This is a genomic window from Niallia sp. WK069_GA_01 (genome assembly GCF_983173855.1).
Genome location: NZ_OZ470138.1, coordinates 4,354,417 through 4,370,469 on the forward strand (window position 1 = coordinate 4,354,417; position 16,053 = coordinate 4,370,469).

The 16,053-nt window shown below is 33.3% G+C and carries 15 protein-coding genes, 2 pseudogenes and 1 riboswitch; of the genes and pseudogenes, 6 read left to right on the top strand and 11 right to left on the bottom strand.

The window, feature by feature from the left end; genetic code table 11:
* Positions 1–45 precede the first annotated feature (45 nt).
* Positions 46–255, top strand: coding sequence for an AbrB/MazE/SpoVT family DNA-binding domain-containing protein (locus tag AC5LWL_RS20320; protein WP_493436000.1), 210 nt, complete (start codon positions 46–48; stop codon positions 253–255).
* A gap of 551 nt (positions 256–806) precedes the next feature.
* Here AC5LWL_RS20320 and AC5LWL_RS20325 read toward each other — a convergent pair.
* The 7 genes from AC5LWL_RS20325 to AC5LWL_RS20355 form a co-directional block, all read right to left on the bottom strand.
* On the bottom strand, positions 807–1,076 hold the full coding sequence (locus AC5LWL_RS20325) for a hypothetical protein (protein WP_493436001.1): 270 nt from the start codon (positions 1,074–1,076) through the stop codon (positions 807–809).
* Between the two features lie 2 nt (positions 1,077–1,078).
* On the bottom strand, positions 1,079–1,360 hold the full coding sequence (locus AC5LWL_RS20330; protein ID WP_493436002.1) for a hypothetical protein: 282 nt from the start codon (positions 1,358–1,360) through the stop codon (positions 1,079–1,081).
* Positions 1,361–1,532: 172 nt separating this feature from the next.
* On the bottom strand, positions 1,533–2,039 hold the full coding sequence (locus AC5LWL_RS20335) for a hypothetical protein (protein WP_493436003.1): 507 nt from the start codon (positions 2,037–2,039) through the stop codon (positions 1,533–1,535).
* Between the two features lie 488 nt (positions 2,040–2,527).
* Positions 2,528–2,716, bottom strand: a complete 189-nt coding sequence (locus AC5LWL_RS20340) for a hypothetical protein (protein WP_493433162.1) — start codon at positions 2,714–2,716, stop codon at positions 2,528–2,530.
* Positions 2,706–3,497: an ExeA family protein gene (locus tag AC5LWL_RS20345; protein ID WP_493433163.1), complete on the bottom strand. Its 792-nt coding sequence runs from the start codon at positions 3,495–3,497 to the stop codon at positions 2,706–2,708. The genes AC5LWL_RS20340 and AC5LWL_RS20345 overlap by 11 nt, the downstream gene beginning before the upstream one ends.
* Positions 3,491–4,882 carry a transposase gene (locus AC5LWL_RS20350; protein ID WP_493433164.1) on the bottom strand — a complete coding sequence of 464 codons (1,392 nt, stop codon included), beginning with the start codon at positions 4,880–4,882 and terminating at the stop codon, positions 3,491–3,493. Before AC5LWL_RS20350 ends, AC5LWL_RS20345 begins: the two co-directional genes overlap by 7 nt.
* A 145-nt stretch (positions 4,883–5,027) precedes the next feature.
* Entirely contained in the window at positions 5,028–5,345 is a 318-nt protein-coding gene (locus AC5LWL_RS20355; protein WP_493433165.1) for a hypothetical protein, read from the bottom strand.
* A gap of 956 nt (positions 5,346–6,301) precedes the next feature.
* Between AC5LWL_RS20355 and AC5LWL_RS20360 the strand changes: the two genes are divergently transcribed.
* The 5 genes and pseudogenes from AC5LWL_RS20360 (at position 6,302) to AC5LWL_RS20380 (ending at position 12,964) form a co-directional block, all read left to right on the top strand.
* Positions 6,302–6,745, top strand: a complete 444-nt coding sequence (locus tag AC5LWL_RS20360) for a hypothetical protein (RefSeq protein ID WP_493436004.1) — start codon at positions 6,302–6,304, stop codon at positions 6,743–6,745.
* A 286-nt stretch (positions 6,746–7,031) separates the two neighbouring features.
* Entirely contained in the window at positions 7,032–7,952 is a 921-nt protein-coding gene (locus AC5LWL_RS20365; RefSeq protein WP_493436005.1) for a hypothetical protein, read from the top strand.
* A 108-nt stretch (positions 7,953–8,060) separates the two neighbouring features.
* Positions 8,061–8,170, bottom strand: a riboswitch (SAM riboswitch).
* Between the two features lie 247 nt (positions 8,171–8,417).
* Positions 8,418–9,064: pseudogene (locus tag AC5LWL_RS20370) on the top strand (opine metallophore biosynthesis dehydrogenase).
* Between the two features lie 297 nt (positions 9,065–9,361).
* Positions 9,362–9,928, top strand: coding sequence for a recombinase family protein (locus tag AC5LWL_RS20375; RefSeq protein WP_493436006.1), 567 nt, complete (start codon positions 9,362–9,364; stop codon positions 9,926–9,928).
* A gap of 88 nt (positions 9,929–10,016) precedes the next feature.
* Positions 10,017–12,964 (top strand): annotated as a pseudogene (locus AC5LWL_RS20380) (Tn3 family transposase).
* A 404-nt stretch (positions 12,965–13,368) separates the two neighbouring features.
* Here AC5LWL_RS20380 and AC5LWL_RS20385 read toward each other — a convergent pair.
* The 4 genes from AC5LWL_RS20385 to AC5LWL_RS20400 all read right to left on the bottom strand — a co-directional run bounded on the left by AC5LWL_RS20385 (position 13,369) and on the right by AC5LWL_RS20400 (position 15,957).
* Entirely contained in the window at positions 13,369–13,737 is a 369-nt protein-coding gene (locus AC5LWL_RS20385) for a hypothetical protein (RefSeq protein WP_493436007.1), read from the bottom strand.
* 87 nt (positions 13,738–13,824) lie between these two features.
* Complete coding sequence (locus tag AC5LWL_RS20390) at positions 13,825–14,217, bottom strand: hypothetical protein (protein ID WP_493436674.1); 393 nt, start codon at positions 14,215–14,217, stop codon at positions 13,825–13,827.
* Positions 14,218–14,228: 11 nt separating this feature from the next.
* On the bottom strand, positions 14,229–15,041 hold the full coding sequence (locus AC5LWL_RS20395; RefSeq protein ID WP_493436008.1) for a metallophosphoesterase: 813 nt from the start codon (positions 15,039–15,041) through the stop codon (positions 14,229–14,231).
* Positions 15,042–15,222: 181 nt separating this feature from the next.
* Positions 15,223–15,957 (bottom strand): hypothetical protein, encoded by a 735-nt coding sequence (locus AC5LWL_RS20400; protein ID WP_493436009.1) that lies wholly within the window; start codon positions 15,955–15,957, stop codon positions 15,223–15,225.
* Positions 15,958–16,053: the final 96 nt, after the last annotated feature.

The following is a 16,053-nucleotide window of genomic DNA, read 5'->3' on the forward strand; positions in this document are numbered from 1 at the left end:
TATAAACAAGAAGAGTAATTATTACGGTTCTGACAAACGTAGTGATTGCTCTTTTTTTATCAGCAAAACGAAAATGGAGGAAAATATAGGACAAGCCTTCAAAAATGGGGAAATAGTTTAGCTGTTCGTATCCCTACTCATTTTGCCAAAAATATAGGTATCCGAGATGGAACTTCAACTTTTGGATGGCGGGATCATGATGAAACCTGTTCAAACAAAGCCTTGCGGAAAATTAATCACTCCTTCTCTAACTAGCGGTAACGTTATACGATTCACACCCACATTCAAAAACATTATAGATATTCCATCATTTGCTAATTTTAATTCATAAATTCGACTGATATCGAGTCGCCTTCAAGGATGCCTTTGGTATGCCTTAATATTCCTATGATATCGTCACCTGTAGTTCCCATACTCTTGATAATTTTATCGAAATTTTCTGATCGGGCAAACACTCTGGATTTCAAGAAGAATTCTATATCAGATATTGTCGCTTTATTTGGGATATATATGCTAGCATGCCTCGTACTGTTCTCTAGGGGTACAACCGAGATACGTGTAAAAATGAGTCATAGCATGGTTTTTATTTCCATGAATTTTTCGGCATAGGGGACCTTCCACAGGCCTATCAAGTTAACATAAGTCTGAAAATAGGGGAATTTTTTAACGATATGCTACGTTCTTGTTACAAATGGTATTGTGAAAGACAACACCTAATATATCAAAAACTGTTATTTCACTGTTATTTCTCATAACGGTGAGATTTTCCTTTTTTATAGAGGACAAACAGGCGAAGCACCTGTTGTTTACATATCACGGAGCACATCCCAGCTGTTTATCGTCGGATCAATCGTGACCGGGTATTGGGTTTCCGGATCTTTCAAGAATACCTGATCCGCAATAACATCAACAAACGTTTTCCCATTTTCTTCACGTAGATCAAGAGAGACTTTTTCCGAGTATTCTCCTTTTGCATCTGTCATATAAGAATTTTCAAAGAACCATACTGTTTTTCCCTGTGAATCTTTGAAAATAATTGTCCCATTTTTCTCTTTATGAGGTGTTACACCCTTCATCTTCAGCTCAAAACTGAATGTATTTTCGTTTTGTTTTGATACTGATTAAGAATAATATCTTCTTTCACCGCGCTACCCTGTACACGATAAAGAACATCGACGTTATCGAAAACACCTTTATAGTTCACTTCATTATTTTTCTCGGTTCCCTGTGCTTTTTTTGCTTTTATTGGAACGAAGCTAATGGTTTGTTCATTCTTTTCAACTGTAACAAGTTCTCCATTTCTAGTTTCTTGTGTAAACCATACCTTTTGATCATTTGCGGTATTTTCAAATTTTCCCACTTTTTTTGTGCACGCTGCTGATTCTAAGTTGTCTCCGAACTTGGAAAAAAAATCCCCTCCATATAGTAGTGTAACATCAACGCTTAATCCGTGAACTTTTTTACACTGTATACTGTAAGGGGATACAAAATATGGACTTTTTTTTTATTTAATACTTTTAATATTTTTAATTTTAATGATTTTGCAATTCATCTAAATCTGTTGGTGGCTCTTTAATTCCAACATCACTGTTCTTTTTATCTTTTACACTTCCGCTACGCCCTGAGTTTAAAATATTCTTAGTTTCACCATCGTATACTACGTACTTTGATTCAAACATTTTATCATTATCAATTACTGTGGCTAAGAAATATACTTGACGATTAGGATCTATATGAGGTGCATTTGAGGAATACATCGTTTCAGATCCATACTTACCTAACTTATCTATAGCAGATTTTAAGTCTTTATACGATACCTTTTGTCTAATATTTAAATCAGCATTTTTAAACTCTTTATATTGATTTTCTTTTAGACTTAAATAAAACTCATTCGCACTTTTAAAGTTTTTATCAGAATTATTCTCAAAATACTCGTTCTTGTCTCCTTTACTCACTAAAGTAGATGCAATAGAAGAACCTAAACCAAAAATACTTGTGAACAAAATAATAAATGAAACTAGTGTTATTACTTTTTTCAATTTTATTTCCTCCTTTCATTGTCCTTAAATATAATTTCACAAAAAATTGTTTTTTATACTTATTTATATTTTTTTGATTTATATCCTTCCCTTTTAACCCAAAAATATCACTGATGTAATCGTCTTGTACTCAATTAAGAAAAGGTTTGACTGAGGAAATTAGAGTCAAAATTCTTACAAAAGCATTTACCAGTAATTTATTTAGATAACAGAAAGGAAAACTAAATGGTAGGAGCAAAAATTAGTTTATTTGAAAATTCCAACAAAAAAATTTGGGTGATTTCCAATAACAAAACGAGGAGCTGATATTTTGAAAATGTTATTTATTCTTTTGATTATTAAATTTTGGATAGATATTTTACCTATATGTACTGTCCGCAGCCACTTTCGATGGCGGTTAACTGGCCAGTGGCAGTGACATGGCAACTGAATAACAGTCACCCTCAATGCCACTGGCATTTACAAAAGTCAGCTTAATTGCCGATGGTTTAAAATGTCAAATCCCCTATCAGATCCTTCGATTCTTTTTTAAGCAAACCATTCAATTGATACAAGGTATTTCTAATTTCCATTAACTCGTTTATTTCCGTTCTTAACCGCTCAATGGTTGCTTCCATCTCGACAATTCCATTCTCCAATTGTACATAATAATCGGTACTTACACTTCTACAGTTCATTTACTACCCGATGGATATGGGATTCTCCCACAATCTTATTTCCTTGTATGAAAGCATCTAATAGGCTTTGACTACATAGTGTATTAATTTTTCTTGGAATCCCTTGGCTGAAGTTATAAATTGCTGTAATAGCCTCTTCCGAAAAGATTTCTTGGGGTGTTTCTACCACTTTTAATTGGTGACGAATATACTCATTCGTTTCTTTTTCTGTTAGACCACTTATTTGATATCGCATTTGAATTCGCTGTTCAATGGCTTCCATTTGCTTTACCCTTAATAGATTCCGTAAACTAGATTGCCCCACCACGATAAGGGATAGAGGGGACATGGAATCTTCTTTAAAATTAAGAATGAAGCGAAGTTCTTGTAGCATAGAATCGGAAAAATGATGAGCTTCATCTAAAATAACGACTATCTGCTTTTTTTCATTCTCATAAATATCAAGCATCAAAGACTGATATTGACGCTTCGCATCTGTTGATCGAAAGGCTGGTTGGATACCGAAGTTCTGCAGAACTTCTCTATAAAAAAGTTTTGGTGTTAGGGAAGAATCACAAATATATAGGTAATGATAATGAATCGGATCTAATTGCTGGACCAATGATCGAATAGCCGTTGATTTCCCCATCCCTGCTTCTCCTGTTAAAAGGCAAAACTGACGCTGTTGTACCGAATATTCTAAACGGGCAGCAGCTTCTTTTTGGCTGGAGGAATGGAACAAGTGCATTGGAGAAATTTCACGGGTGAAAGGAACTGCCTTCATTTCAAAAAAGTCTAACATGATTCATTCCCCCTTGATTGTGTCTCTTTTAATTTGGCAAAACTAGTAGTCCCTATTTGTTTTCGCTTTTCTTCTTCCTGATGTTTTTTCAACTGCTCTAAGAAACTAGAAACTCCTGCAGGCGTTTGAACGTTATCTGTTTCATCCGGTAATTTGGAGTGGCTTTGATTTCGAAGTACTGCCGGTTTCGCATCTTCGAAGCGTTCATTATCCTTCCATACTTGAATGGTTGTTAAATCAAACGGATTATATCTGATTTGAATTCGTTTCCCGCGTAAGGAGGAATCAACATCATATTGATTTCCTTCTAGTTCAATTATTGCTGTTTTTCGGACAGTTCGTTCCTCTTCCCAAAGAAAAATGTCTTTTAATATTTCTGCAGGAAGGTGACGCGTATGATTTGCCTGTGCTTCATATCGCTTTTTAGGTGTTTGTTTTGTACTTCGATGAATTCGGTTATCATAAGCTTCTAACCAAGAGCCCAAGTAATTGTTCAATTGCTTCAATGTCAAGAGCTTCCCCTGATTAATTAATAAATTTGCTTCTCCAGTAAAGCTACTATCTACAAATTGAAAAAATTTCTCAATTTTCCCTTTTGATTCTGGCGAATATGGCTTAGCATGGATAAGCTTAGTCCCCATTCTCGCACACATAATATGAAACTGCTTAGCACTATAAACGGAGCCATTATCACAGAAAAACAGGTTGGGTACTCCAAACTTTAAAACAGCTTTTTGGACACACCTTTCAAGACGAGGATACCTTTCTTCCATAAAAAATTCCGCATGCATAATTCGGCGACTATGATCATCGATTATAGCTATAAGATAAGCCTTTTTACGTTTTTCAAGATTTTTTGGATCGGGTAAGTAAAGAGTGTGCTGCGTATCTGCCTGCCAACAATCATTTGGTGTATCATGTTCAAAATGACGAAACTCCTTCTTTACCGCACGGTAAAGGTCCTTTTTACTCCAGCCCATTTCTTGAAAATAACGAGATAAAGTTCGTGGTTTGAGGACACCTAATGGAACTGTTTCCTCTAACTCTAGTATTCTGATGACCTGTTCAACACTTCGACTAGGTAATTCCTTTCGTAATTCGATTGCACGTTTCAGTATATCTGGGTTCTGATTTTGTAAACTTCCTTTTTTTTCTCTTACTTGAGGCTTCAGGCCTTCAAACCCTTTCTCTTCATATGCTTGAAGGTACCTTTCTAATGATCGAACACTTACTGTACTTCGTTCACTGCCTGGGATGGTATACCTTTGCTTTGCAATTTCCCTCAAAAGGGCATACCTTTCCCCAGGTTGTAGCTGTCTTTGAACAACTGGAGCAATTAATCCAAATCGAAAAGCAGCTAATTCATTACGTATCGTTTCATTCATCTTGTTTTCTCCTTTCCTACCATAAAATAGGGAACTAACCCCATTTTCCCCGAATTACCTTTTGTAGAATAGGGACATATTTTGTGGAGTAAGAAAAAGGAAATAAATCCAATTTTGCGTAATTAATCCGACAGCTTCACTGACTTCAGGAGTACGAGAAACGTTGGCGGAGATTAATCATAGAAAATAGCCTTCCTTTACAAGGAATAGACTCTTTTTTACCAAAATAGAAAGAGAGAAGAAAATGAATCTCTTGATTAGAGGTTATTCCTTGTCGATAAAGAGACAGTAATCCATCTGCTTCTTGGAACTTCACAGCCCATTCTTTTCGTTGGCTAATCCACCATTCCCCTAGAAAATTAAAAAAATGTTTCTTCCATCTATAGAGAGTTTTAAGGGATATCACAGAAACAGAAGAAGTGGTTAACCATTCAGCTAACTGACTAATAGGAATTCCCGCCATCAACCACCGTACAAAAAATTCATAAATATGATTCGCAAACCTTGCCCACGAGAGAGAAAAGCAAGGCATTAATGAAAAAGTCATATTACAAACGGGACATCTTCTTCGCATGATAGGAATCCGGAAGGATTGATGTTTAAAATGAACTGTTTTTTCATATTTCCCGTGTTTTCTGGTAATCCTCCCGCAGCAAGGACAAAAAGTATTTTCATTGTAAGTTTCGATGAATCTTTTATATTTCTTGAAAGTAAGAGGACAATCTAGTAAAATATGCATAGTAAGTGGGAGGTTATTTGTTCTCTGGCCGCCAAGCAAAGAGGAACAAATAGCCTTTTTCCTTTTCTAGTTTAAGAGCCGTCAGCTCTACTGACCCATTATACTATGGTCAGTAGAGCTGACGGCTCTTTTTTTGCATTCTCTCCGATAAAAATAGAGACCAGTACTCTCATAATAGCGACATTAGAGCAGGCTACGAACAATGTACTAACAGTTAAAGTAATATACAACATTATGTCATGTATGGGAGAAACGTTTTAATAACGACAATTATTTTGGGGAATTTGTTGAAAATAATCTTATTAAGTCGAAAGTATTCCTAGAGTTATAACTTATTATGAAAATCTTAGTATATAGTAGAATTGGGTGTTTTATCCCTATAAAAACAACTATAACCAGATAGTTATAACATGTATAAAATATATTATACTTGAATTTATAAATGGAAAATTTTCTCTAATAATTGAGAGGTTTTCACTAATTCAAAAGGAGGGAAGAAGAAATAATTACATAAAAAAATCTTATCTTTGCAACTTGGAGGCAACAAAGATAAGACTTTTCTATTAGAAGGGAGGTAATCAAGTTTTTGTCGTTTATCATTTCTATTCCTTTATGTTATTAACTGTTATCTATTATATACTTTTTTTAAAAAGATATTCTTACTTTGGAGGAATTTAATAATGATAAAAAAATTATTAACAGTTGGGTCTATTATAACACTATCTTTGATTGTTGGAGCTACTTCCAGTTTTGCAGCATCTACCCTTAAAGCTTATAAATATGGGTATTCTTATGTTCCTAACTACTCTTATGATCTACAAGGGTATGCTAGTATTTCTTTAACTGATACAGGTTATGTAACAGGATATGGACAAACAAGATTAACAGGATTTTTTGAAGGCACAGCACCAGTTGATTCAATGTCGGTGAAAATTGATGGTTATATTAATGGTAGTTATTACACCACTGCTAGTAAATCAGCTAACAAAGGTTCAGCAAGTCCTAACGTATCTATTAACTTGGGAAAAAATGATTGGAGCATCCCATATAATGTAAAAGGTTATCACAAAGCTTATCGAAATGGATCAAATATAAGTACTGCATCTACCTCGGTTCAATGGTAGTGTATTTGGCAATTAAGGATATGCATTAACATGTATCTTTTTTCATTACTCATGTTGCTTGACATGGAGTCTCTACGGGCATGATAAAGGCAAAGGAAATGCACCGTAAAGCTTTGCAGGCGAACAAGCCTATCATACCCGCCACTCCATATCAAGCTGTGAATATGCAAAATAATGTGCATACACTTAATTGCCAAACGATACATCTTTTAATTGCCAGCAACAATGGAAGAATGGTTTAATTTTATTAAACCATTCTTTTTAATAAAAATAGAGGAGTATTTACTTGAAAAGAATTATCTTTTTAATTTTTATAATTTTATTAACAGGATGTTCAAATAATGACAGTGTTTATAAATCTAACTTGCACTATAAAAATAGTAAAACATTAATTAAAAACGATGATCCCAAAGCTCCTATAGGAATGGAATTAGGATTTTTTGATGAATCTTCCATTGATGAGGACCAAGTAATACATAAAGTTGATAAAAATGAAATTTATTCTCCAAAAATAAGTGTAGGAAATTATTTTCAAGAAACATTTAAATTCCGTTTATTCTTCTTAATAGATTATAAGCAAATCCCTGTTATTACTGATGAAAAAGTATCCTTTATTGATGTAAAATTAAAGCCTGACGAAAAAAGAGATATTGATGTGGAATTACCAAAAAGTGATCTAAAACAAGGCTTGCATGATTTAATTGTAATACTCGTTCGTGACCCTGAAAATACTTTAAATAAAAATCAATTTGTTTCAGAAGATCAAGTTTATTTATCAAGAAGAGTTGCACTTATTGTAGAAAATGGACAAACGAGTCCAGTTAACTATAAAGCGGTAAGTAGTCAGGAGTCAAAAGATATAATAAGTAGTCCTATTATAACAAAAAAAATTAATGGAAAACCAAGAGATTATCTTTCATTTATTTCTTCTAAAGATAATGTTTTTTTAAATTTTGGATCTAATAAAAATGATAAGAGATTTGCTATAATCGGTATTATTAATTCTAAACAAATTAAATTAGAATTACCGTATTTATTAGCAAAAACTAAAGGGAATATGAGTTTGCCGATATCTTTTTATGAATATAAAAAAGAGCTTCCTGCAAATGCATTAATTGCAATTATTGATGACCCCTTTACATTAGATAAAAATAATTTAATACAGCAGAAGATTCAATTTACCAATTTAATAACATTAAAAAAATAAATACTATCTATTTACTATAAAATCTACCTAGTTTATTAAAAGTAGGAATAAGATTAAATAAAAAATCCTCTTCTGGCGTCAGAAGAGGATTTGAGTTGCTTTTTTCTCTTCTAATCGTTCAGACAATCATTTTGTCTGTCGGAATTAGCACAGTATTCCGAAGAACCCTGCTGCTGAGGTATCATAGGGCCTTTTCCCTCCACCTCTCTAGATAAGATTTATTATTATTAGAGGATGTTCAAAAAGGCACCAAATTAAAGCTTCGAATCTCTTCGTTGGCTTGCTTCTAATTTGTTACTTTTTTGAACAATCACCATTAGTAAATGTACCAACAATTAAAGCAGGATAAAGAATAAAAGTCGCAGGGAATTAAAAAGCAAGAAAAAGAAAGATCTACACAGTTAAACATTCCTTATATACCAGTTACAGAATAGGGAAAAATAAATGAGGACATTCGAAAAAGAAATGCACTTATTGAAGAAAGAAAAGAACATCAATTCGCCAGATTATACGTTCCATTCCGGTCAGGCTGTTTTTAATGGCTATGGAACAATTAAGGGTGAATGGGCTATTATTTTTTCAGTAACAACGGATGCCTATATTGAAGTATTAAAACAAATAACTGACAAGCTTTTAAAACAAGTAAGTTGTATTGTTTTAGTTTCTCCGACTTTAGGTTCAAACTGTTTAATAAGTAACTATATAAACAAGCTTAATTCAAATGCAGAAATTATTAGCTTTTCTACTATTATGGTGATACACGATGGATGGACGACAGACCGACCAATACTGTTCTTACGACAGCGGTCAAGAAAAAAATTTATATAGGATCGACGAACTATCCATCTAATAATGTCGATAGACTATGTAAGGTGTTTCAACAATTAGGTATCGCTCTAGAAACCATGGAATCTCCAATTGAGGCGGAAACGAGAAATATTTCTATATATGTTCATTCACCGTTATTTATGAATGATTTTTCATTAAGTGCAATATTTGGGGATATAGAAACCAAGAAATATGTTTACAAATTGTATCCTGAGGGGCCTATTACTCAATATTTAATTCGTAATCTGCTGACCCAATGGAAAGAAATTATGAATACCGGGTAGTCTGGATAATTATACCTACAATATTAAATACTGGATACTGTCACAAATTATGGTAAAACCCTTAGATGTTGTCTAGAACGATGTGTTGTCCTATCTACTTGAGATAGATTTAGAAGGTAGCTCACCAGATTACCAAAAACAATATTTTTTGTAACAACGTTAATTAGAAATTCTGGTGCTTGATTTTATTAGGTTTATAGGTTGCCAAAAATAATTACCAAAAGTTTTACCAAATACTTTTACAAAAATGAAGTCTCTTGTACAATAAAATTATTAAGTTGTGCAGGGGGCTTCTTTATGATAATTGGTTATGCCCGAGTTTCTACAGTTGACCAAAATTTAGACCGACAAATTAGATTACTTTCTGAGTATGGTTGTGAAAAAATGGTTCAAGAGAAATTTACTGGGACTATAAAGGATAGGGATGGACTTAATTCATTGTTAGATGTAATAAGGAAAGGTGATACCATTGTAGTAGAAAGTATTTCACGCTTAGGGAGAAGAACACTTGATATTCTTTCTATTATTCAGCAATTCGAGGATACAGATGTAAAGTTCGTTTCCATTAAAGAGAACATGGATACAAGAACATCAACGGGTAAAGCCATGTTTCAAATGATGTGTGTCATCGCAGAGTTAGAAAGAAATTTAATTGTAGAAAGAGTTAAAGAAGGATTAGAAGCAAGTAAGAAAAGAGGAAAAAAACTTGGAAGACCTAAAGTGGATCAAGGGAAAATTGAAATAGCTTTGAGGATGTATGACAGTAAAGAATACTCGGTAAAAGAGATTGTAGTAGGTACAGGACTTTCACAGGGATCATTATATCGAGCGATTAATAAAAGGAAACTAGAAAAAACGAATTAATAACTTTTTAGATTTTTAGGGAATAATGTGACGGGCTAGGGAAACTATCCTGTCACTGCCCTAACTTACAGAGGATGGAGTTGGTAATTTGGCATCTATAGAACGTACGGCTTACCCCAGATTTAAAAAACGTCCTGCTTCAAAAGAACTTCATGATGTTTACTCTCCTACATCCGAAGAAAATCAATTTGCACATAAAGTTGCCAGAGGACCAGTTTCAGTTCTAAGTTTACTAGTTATGTTAAAATCTTTCCAACGTCTTGGTTATTTCCCTCGGCCGAAAGATATTCCTTTAGAGATCGTGATTCATATTCGGACTTGTTTGAATCTCTCTACTAGTGTTGAACCGAATTACAATAGTAAATCAATTTACCGACATCAAAAAGCAATAAGAGAATACCTCGATGTACGTCCTTATGGAAAAGAAGTATTACATATTGCAACTACTTCAATTTATAAGGCCACTCAGGTAATGGACAATCCAGCTGATCTTATCAACGTATCCATTGAAGTATTAATAAAAGAAAGATGTGAGTTACCTGCTTTTAGTACATTAGATCGATTGGCTCGCCGTATAAGAACCTTAGTGAACCACCAGCTGTTTAATTCATTATTTTCAAAACTGACTCCTGAAGTTAAGCAAAAATTAGACCAATTACTTGTTACTACAGATGATAAACGGACTTCTGAATATAACTTTTTAAAAGAAGTTCCAAAAAGCGCAACACTTTCTCATATGAAGGAAATACAAATAAATTACACTGGTTAACTAATTTTATAGGAGAAATTGATAGCTTACTAGAGGATATTCCAAATTCAAAAATTAAGCACTTCGCTTTAGAAGCAAAAGCGCTTGATGTATCTGAATTAAAAGACTTTAATTTTCCTAAGAGATATACACTGTTACTTTGTATGACTTATCGCTCAAAAATTTCAGCTATTGATAGTTTGGTAGAGATGTTTCTCAAAAGAGTCAGAACTATACATAATAAAGGAAAAGAGGAGCTTGAACTCCTTCGAGAAAAACATAGGTCAAAAACTGAAAATCTCATCTCTGTTTTGGCAGAAATTTTGGATACCACAAGTATAAATGAGGACGATACCTTGACCGGTCAAAAAATAAAAGAGTTATTTGGAAAAAGAGGTGGTATCGACTTATTAAAAGAAGATTGCGAATCCATTTCATCATATAATGGCAATAACTACCTTCCTCTTTTATGGAAATTCTATAAAAGTCACAGGAAAACTCTTTTTAGATTGATTAATATGATTGAAATTGATTCAACCACTCAGGATCAATCACTTTTAGAAGCCTTGCGATTTTTACGTGATCATGAGAACCGAAAAATTGAAAATCTACAAATAGATTTTGATCTTTCATTTGCTAGTGAACAGTGGAAAAAAACGATTTATGTTCCTAAAGAAAATAATTTAATTTATCGTAAACACCTTGAGATCTGTATTTTTTCCTATCTTGCGAGCGAGTTAAAAACGGGGGACCTTTGTGTGAAGGGATCAGAAAATTTCGCCGATTACCGTGAACAGCTCCTTTCTTGGGATGAGTGTAAGCCTATGGTAGCTGAATACTGTAAAGAACTCGATTTTTCTTCAAATTCAGAAGATTTTGTTCAACAATTAAAGCACTGGCTAGAGGATACTGCACAAAAAGTAGATATAAGCTACCCTGATAACGGCCAAGTAATCATTAATGAAAATGGAGAACCCACGTTGAGAAAAATAATGAGAAAAGAACAACCTCAGACAAGTAAGGCGTTAGAGGCAGTTATTTCTCAACGGTTACCTGAACGAAATGTTTTAGATATTCTTTGTAATGTTGCACATTGGACAAAATGGACACGGCATTTCGGACCATTATCTGGTTCAGATCCTAAGCTTGAAAATGCAATGGAACGTTATATCATTACTTCTTTTGGGTACGGATGTAATTTAGGACCAACACAGACTTCTAAGCATATGAAAAAGTTAGTAACCCCACACATGATTTCATTTGTAAATCGGCGACATATTAATGCATCTAAAATCGACGAGGCTGTTCGTGATATTTTAAATCAATACAATCAATTTAGTTTGCCTAAACTATGGGGTGATGGAAAATCGGCTGCTGCGGATGGAACAAAATTTGATCTCTATGAAGAAAACTTAATTTCTGAATACCATATAAGATATGGAGGTTATGGCGGGATTGCGTATCACCATGTTTCAGATACTTATATTGCACTCTTTAGCCACTTCATTCCATGTGGGGTATGGGAAGCAGTTTATATCATTGATGGTTTGCTAAAAAACAAATCAGACATTCAGCCCGATACATTACATGCTGATACTCAGGGTCAATCAACGCCTGTTTTTGCACTTGCACATTTATTGGGGATTAATTTAATGCCTCGTATTCGAAATTGGAAGGATTTAAAATTTTACAAGGCTGATAAGGACACACAATATCACCACATTAACCAATTGTTTAGTGATACCGTTGACTGGGAACTAATTGAAACACACTGGCAAGATCTGCTCCAAGTAGTTCTTTCTATCAAATCCGGGAAAATATTACCTTCTACACTACTTAGAAAACTAAGTAACTATAGTAGAAAAAACCGATTATATCAAGCTTTTAGGGAATTAGGAAGGATTGTAAGAACTGTATTTTTGCTTAAATATATATCTGATATAAAACTAAGAGAGCAAATTGGTGCTAGTACAAACAAAGTCGAAGCATATAATGGATTTTCTAAATGGTTATTTTTTGGTGACGATGGCATCATTTCAGAAAATGATCCAGAAGAACAAGAAAAGCGAATTAAATATAATGATTTAGTTGCCAACGCAGTAATATTCCAAAATGTATGTGACATAACACTTATTTTGTGGGAACTTTCTAAAGAAGGATATGTATTTTCAAAAGAAGATATTGTCATGCTTAGCCCATATTTGACTAGGCATATAAAACGTTTCGGAGATTATATGATCGATTTAGAAAATGTTCCACAACCAATCGAGGGAGATATTCCTATATAGTATATAAACGGAAAAAAGCAAAAAGGGTTATAAATGGTAATTTATTCCAATCTATGACCCTTTTTTACACGTATCTCGGTCGTACCCCCTCTACATCGACTCTTCCTGTAGCGGAATCATACCTTATTTTTGAAATGACCTTTCCATTCTGTAGCATATTGAATCTCAAGTCTTTTGTCTCATCCATACGTTCCCCTCCGCATCTTCCAGTCTTGTTTATAACTCTTTTAACTCTCTACGTGTTCTTTATCGTATAAATCATTTTCAGTAGAATAATAAATGCTTCATATTCTTTAAATCTTCTTATGTCTTGTGAAATCTTCCATTTTTAACAAAACAAGCTTCGTAGAGTTGTAAATTCGCACTTTTGGGACGGGCCCCCTATTAGGCGAATTCAGCTTATCCTACTTCCTTACCATCTTTATGTTCTTTTTCAGATAATCAAATTCAGGGAAAGTTAAGCTATCAGCTACTATCCCTGAATTTTTTAGTCTTTCCGAAATATGAAAGAATATTATAAACTCCCCTGGTGTATGGATATCCATTCCATCTATTGTGAAATTAAATAAATTTTCCCCTGTAACAATCGAGTCTGGGATTATGAGGATATTGTTAATGAAATAAAAATCAAAACCTTCTTTCACCATTGCATCAAGTCTTGTGAATACAGTGGAATTACGCTCAGAATAATTACTCCAAATAAGTTCGGGAGAGTGTTTATTCAACCATAAAATCGCAATATGTGGCTTATTTGAAAATACTATTGTCGTCATTTTGACCTCCTTGAACTCGGAGTAAACTCTGTCTATTGTCCGAATTTAATAGCCAACTATTCTTACTAAATAAAGAGTAATTATGTATTATCTAGCATTTAGTGAATTAATATAGACGAGATAGCAAGCAAAATCACCAAAACATTTTCGGTCATTTTCGATAGTTCCCAATTGATTAAACCAATCAGCATTCCAATTTTGCTCTTTCATATATGAAGCGATTAACTTTAGGCTGAACATAAAATCATTGTGCTGCCTTGTTCTTCTCTCATCTACTTCTCTTCGTTCCGTGAAATTTTGTATACTCCATTTCGCTCTTGTATTTGCATAAATTATGGCATTGTTCATCATTTCTTCCCAGAATTCTTTAAATTCCTGGTCATTTAGATTTGCTGATTCGATAATCTGATTATAAATAGTCGAAGATTCTTCAAAAGGTAAACAATTATTGGCTTTTAAATAACCATTGTATGTATCCATATTTACCACTATTAAACCCTCCTCTTTGTTATTTGATATTCCATCCAAGATTTATCCATTTCTTTAGTGTAGCTTGAATATATACCTGTATAAGTATCATATTTTAATAGAGGAACGATACCGCTTCTTTCCGCTTCTCCGTCAATAAAAAAGTGACTTTGTTTATCCCAAAATACTTTTCCTAAATACTCACTATCCGCTGAAACAGTTACGGTTGAGATATGACCTGCAATTATATCTTTATAAAAAGAACCTGTTTCCGCTGGATATTCCCATGTGAATTCCTCTGGTTGTGTAGCATATTTCCATAAAAATGGATCGGTTTCACAGATGCCTGCATGGACGTAGATTTGTTTATCTGTTTCATAGTATAAAGGAGTTTTCTTTTTTTCAGAAAGCCAATCTAAAAGATCAGGGTGTAGCTTTCTAATTTCTTTTATTATGTATTCGCTCACTTCTGAGTAAGATTCTCTTTTTATTTCCATTTTTCCTATTATATTAATAAACTGTTCACTTGAAAAAAAACTCTTTACAGTAAGAAAATTCAAGTCTTGAGAAAGCCATTGTATTTCATCCTTTAATGTGTACCAGTCAATAAACATTTCTTCATGATTTCCTAGTAAAACGATGACTTGTTCCGGGTATTTCTCTTCTAATTCCTTTATATGATAAAGCGCTTGACAACTATCTTTTCCTCTATCTACATAATCTCCTAAAAAAATTAATTTATTTTCTTTGCTAGAATCTAAGTCAACAAGACTTAACGTATTGAGCATGAATTCATAAAACCCATGTATATCGCCTATAGAATAGATCGTCCCCATATAAAAACTCCTTTAAGTTATTGTCTAATCCGTCATTCTATTTATATGAAAGCCTTTTACGCGAGCTCATTATATTTACCCGAAAAAGCAGTAAACATATAGATATTTGACACTATATCACTCCTTATCTATCAAGGCTTTGATTTCCATTAAACGATTACCTGACAGCAATTTGCAATTATTATCTATATCGCTCATCAAATTTCTGCCAAATTTCCCGGCTCTTTTCACTTGAATTTTCTTTAATTATGTGTGAATCAAATAGTATCTGATAAGTACTTGGATCAATTATTTTTATTAAATCAGAACTAAAAGGATCTTTGCATATTCTATGTAGAGGGTTATTTGAAGCATCGAGTGATTGTATTGTCACACCACTAAATCGAATCTGAAAATTTCGTTTAAAGGACTCTATGGAGGCCTTTCTAATTGGATTATATATTCCTGCAACACCACCAGGTATACTGCCATGAATAACAATAAACTTCCCTGCTATTGCTTGCCATGAAGACATTTCATTATTATTAAGTTTAATTTCAAATATAGGATTAAAATTTTCTTCAAACATTTCTTTATTTGCGATAATTAGAGGATCTAGTGGCACCGTTGAAGTAACTGACCAACTTTTATTTTTTGATAATTTACGTCTGGAAATCTTATAATAAAAAATGTTATTATTATCTATCTCAAGCACCTTACTCATTTGTTCATCGCTAATGGAGTAGTAGTGATGAACAGATTCGTATTCTATATCTATTAGTTTCACAAAAGGATTATCAATAAAATTCTCATTTTTAAATTGAATGATATCATTCAATATATTATTTTCAGAAGTCATATTTATTTTTTCTTCAATATGCGCCTCCAAGTTTTCCTTGGTAAAATCAAATAGTAAAGCTTTAATTGTATCTCTCATATTGAAAACCTCCTTCTATAAATTTGAAAAACCTAAGCCGCTAAAAAGAGCTAGTCGTATACACTAGCGAAAAATATTTTTTATTTGAATTTCTTA

Bases quoted from the DNA above. Each gene is read 5' to 3' on its own strand.
- AC5LWL_RS20385 (WP_493436007.1), bottom strand. From the start codon at position 13,737: ATGACGACAATAGTATTTTCAAATAAGCCACATATTGCGATTTTATGG.
- AC5LWL_RS20375 (WP_493436006.1), top strand. From the start codon at position 9,362: ATGATAATTGGTTATGCCCGAGTTTCTACAGTTGACCAAAATTTAGAC.
- AC5LWL_RS20340 (WP_493433162.1), bottom strand. From the start codon at position 2,716: ATGAACTGTAGAAGTGTAAGTACCGATTATTATGTACAATTGGAGAAT.
- AC5LWL_RS20355 (WP_493433165.1), bottom strand. From the start codon at position 5,345: ATGGCGGGAATTCCTATTAGTCAGTTAGCTGAATGGTTAACCACTTCT.
- AC5LWL_RS20390 (WP_493436674.1), bottom strand. From the start codon at position 14,217: ATGGATACATACAATGGTTATTTAAAAGCCAATAATTGTTTACCTTTT.
- AC5LWL_RS20325 (WP_493436001.1), bottom strand. From the start codon at position 1,076: ATGAAGGGTGTAACACCTCATAAAGAGAAAAATGGGACAATTATTTTC.
- AC5LWL_RS20395 (WP_493436008.1), bottom strand. From the start codon at position 15,041: ATGGGGACGATCTATTCTATAGGCGATATACATGGGTTTTATGAATTC.
- AC5LWL_RS20350 (WP_493433164.1), bottom strand. From the start codon at position 4,882: ATGAATGAAACGATACGTAATGAATTAGCTGCTTTTCGATTTGGATTA.
- AC5LWL_RS20345 (WP_493433163.1), bottom strand. From the start codon at position 3,497: ATGTTAGACTTTTTTGAAATGAAGGCAGTTCCTTTCACCCGTGAAATT.
- AC5LWL_RS20400 (WP_493436009.1), bottom strand. From the start codon at position 15,957: ATGAGAGATACAATTAAAGCTTTACTATTTGATTTTACCAAGGAAAAC.
- AC5LWL_RS20360 (WP_493436004.1), top strand. From the start codon at position 6,302: ATGATAAAAAAATTATTAACAGTTGGGTCTATTATAACACTATCTTTG.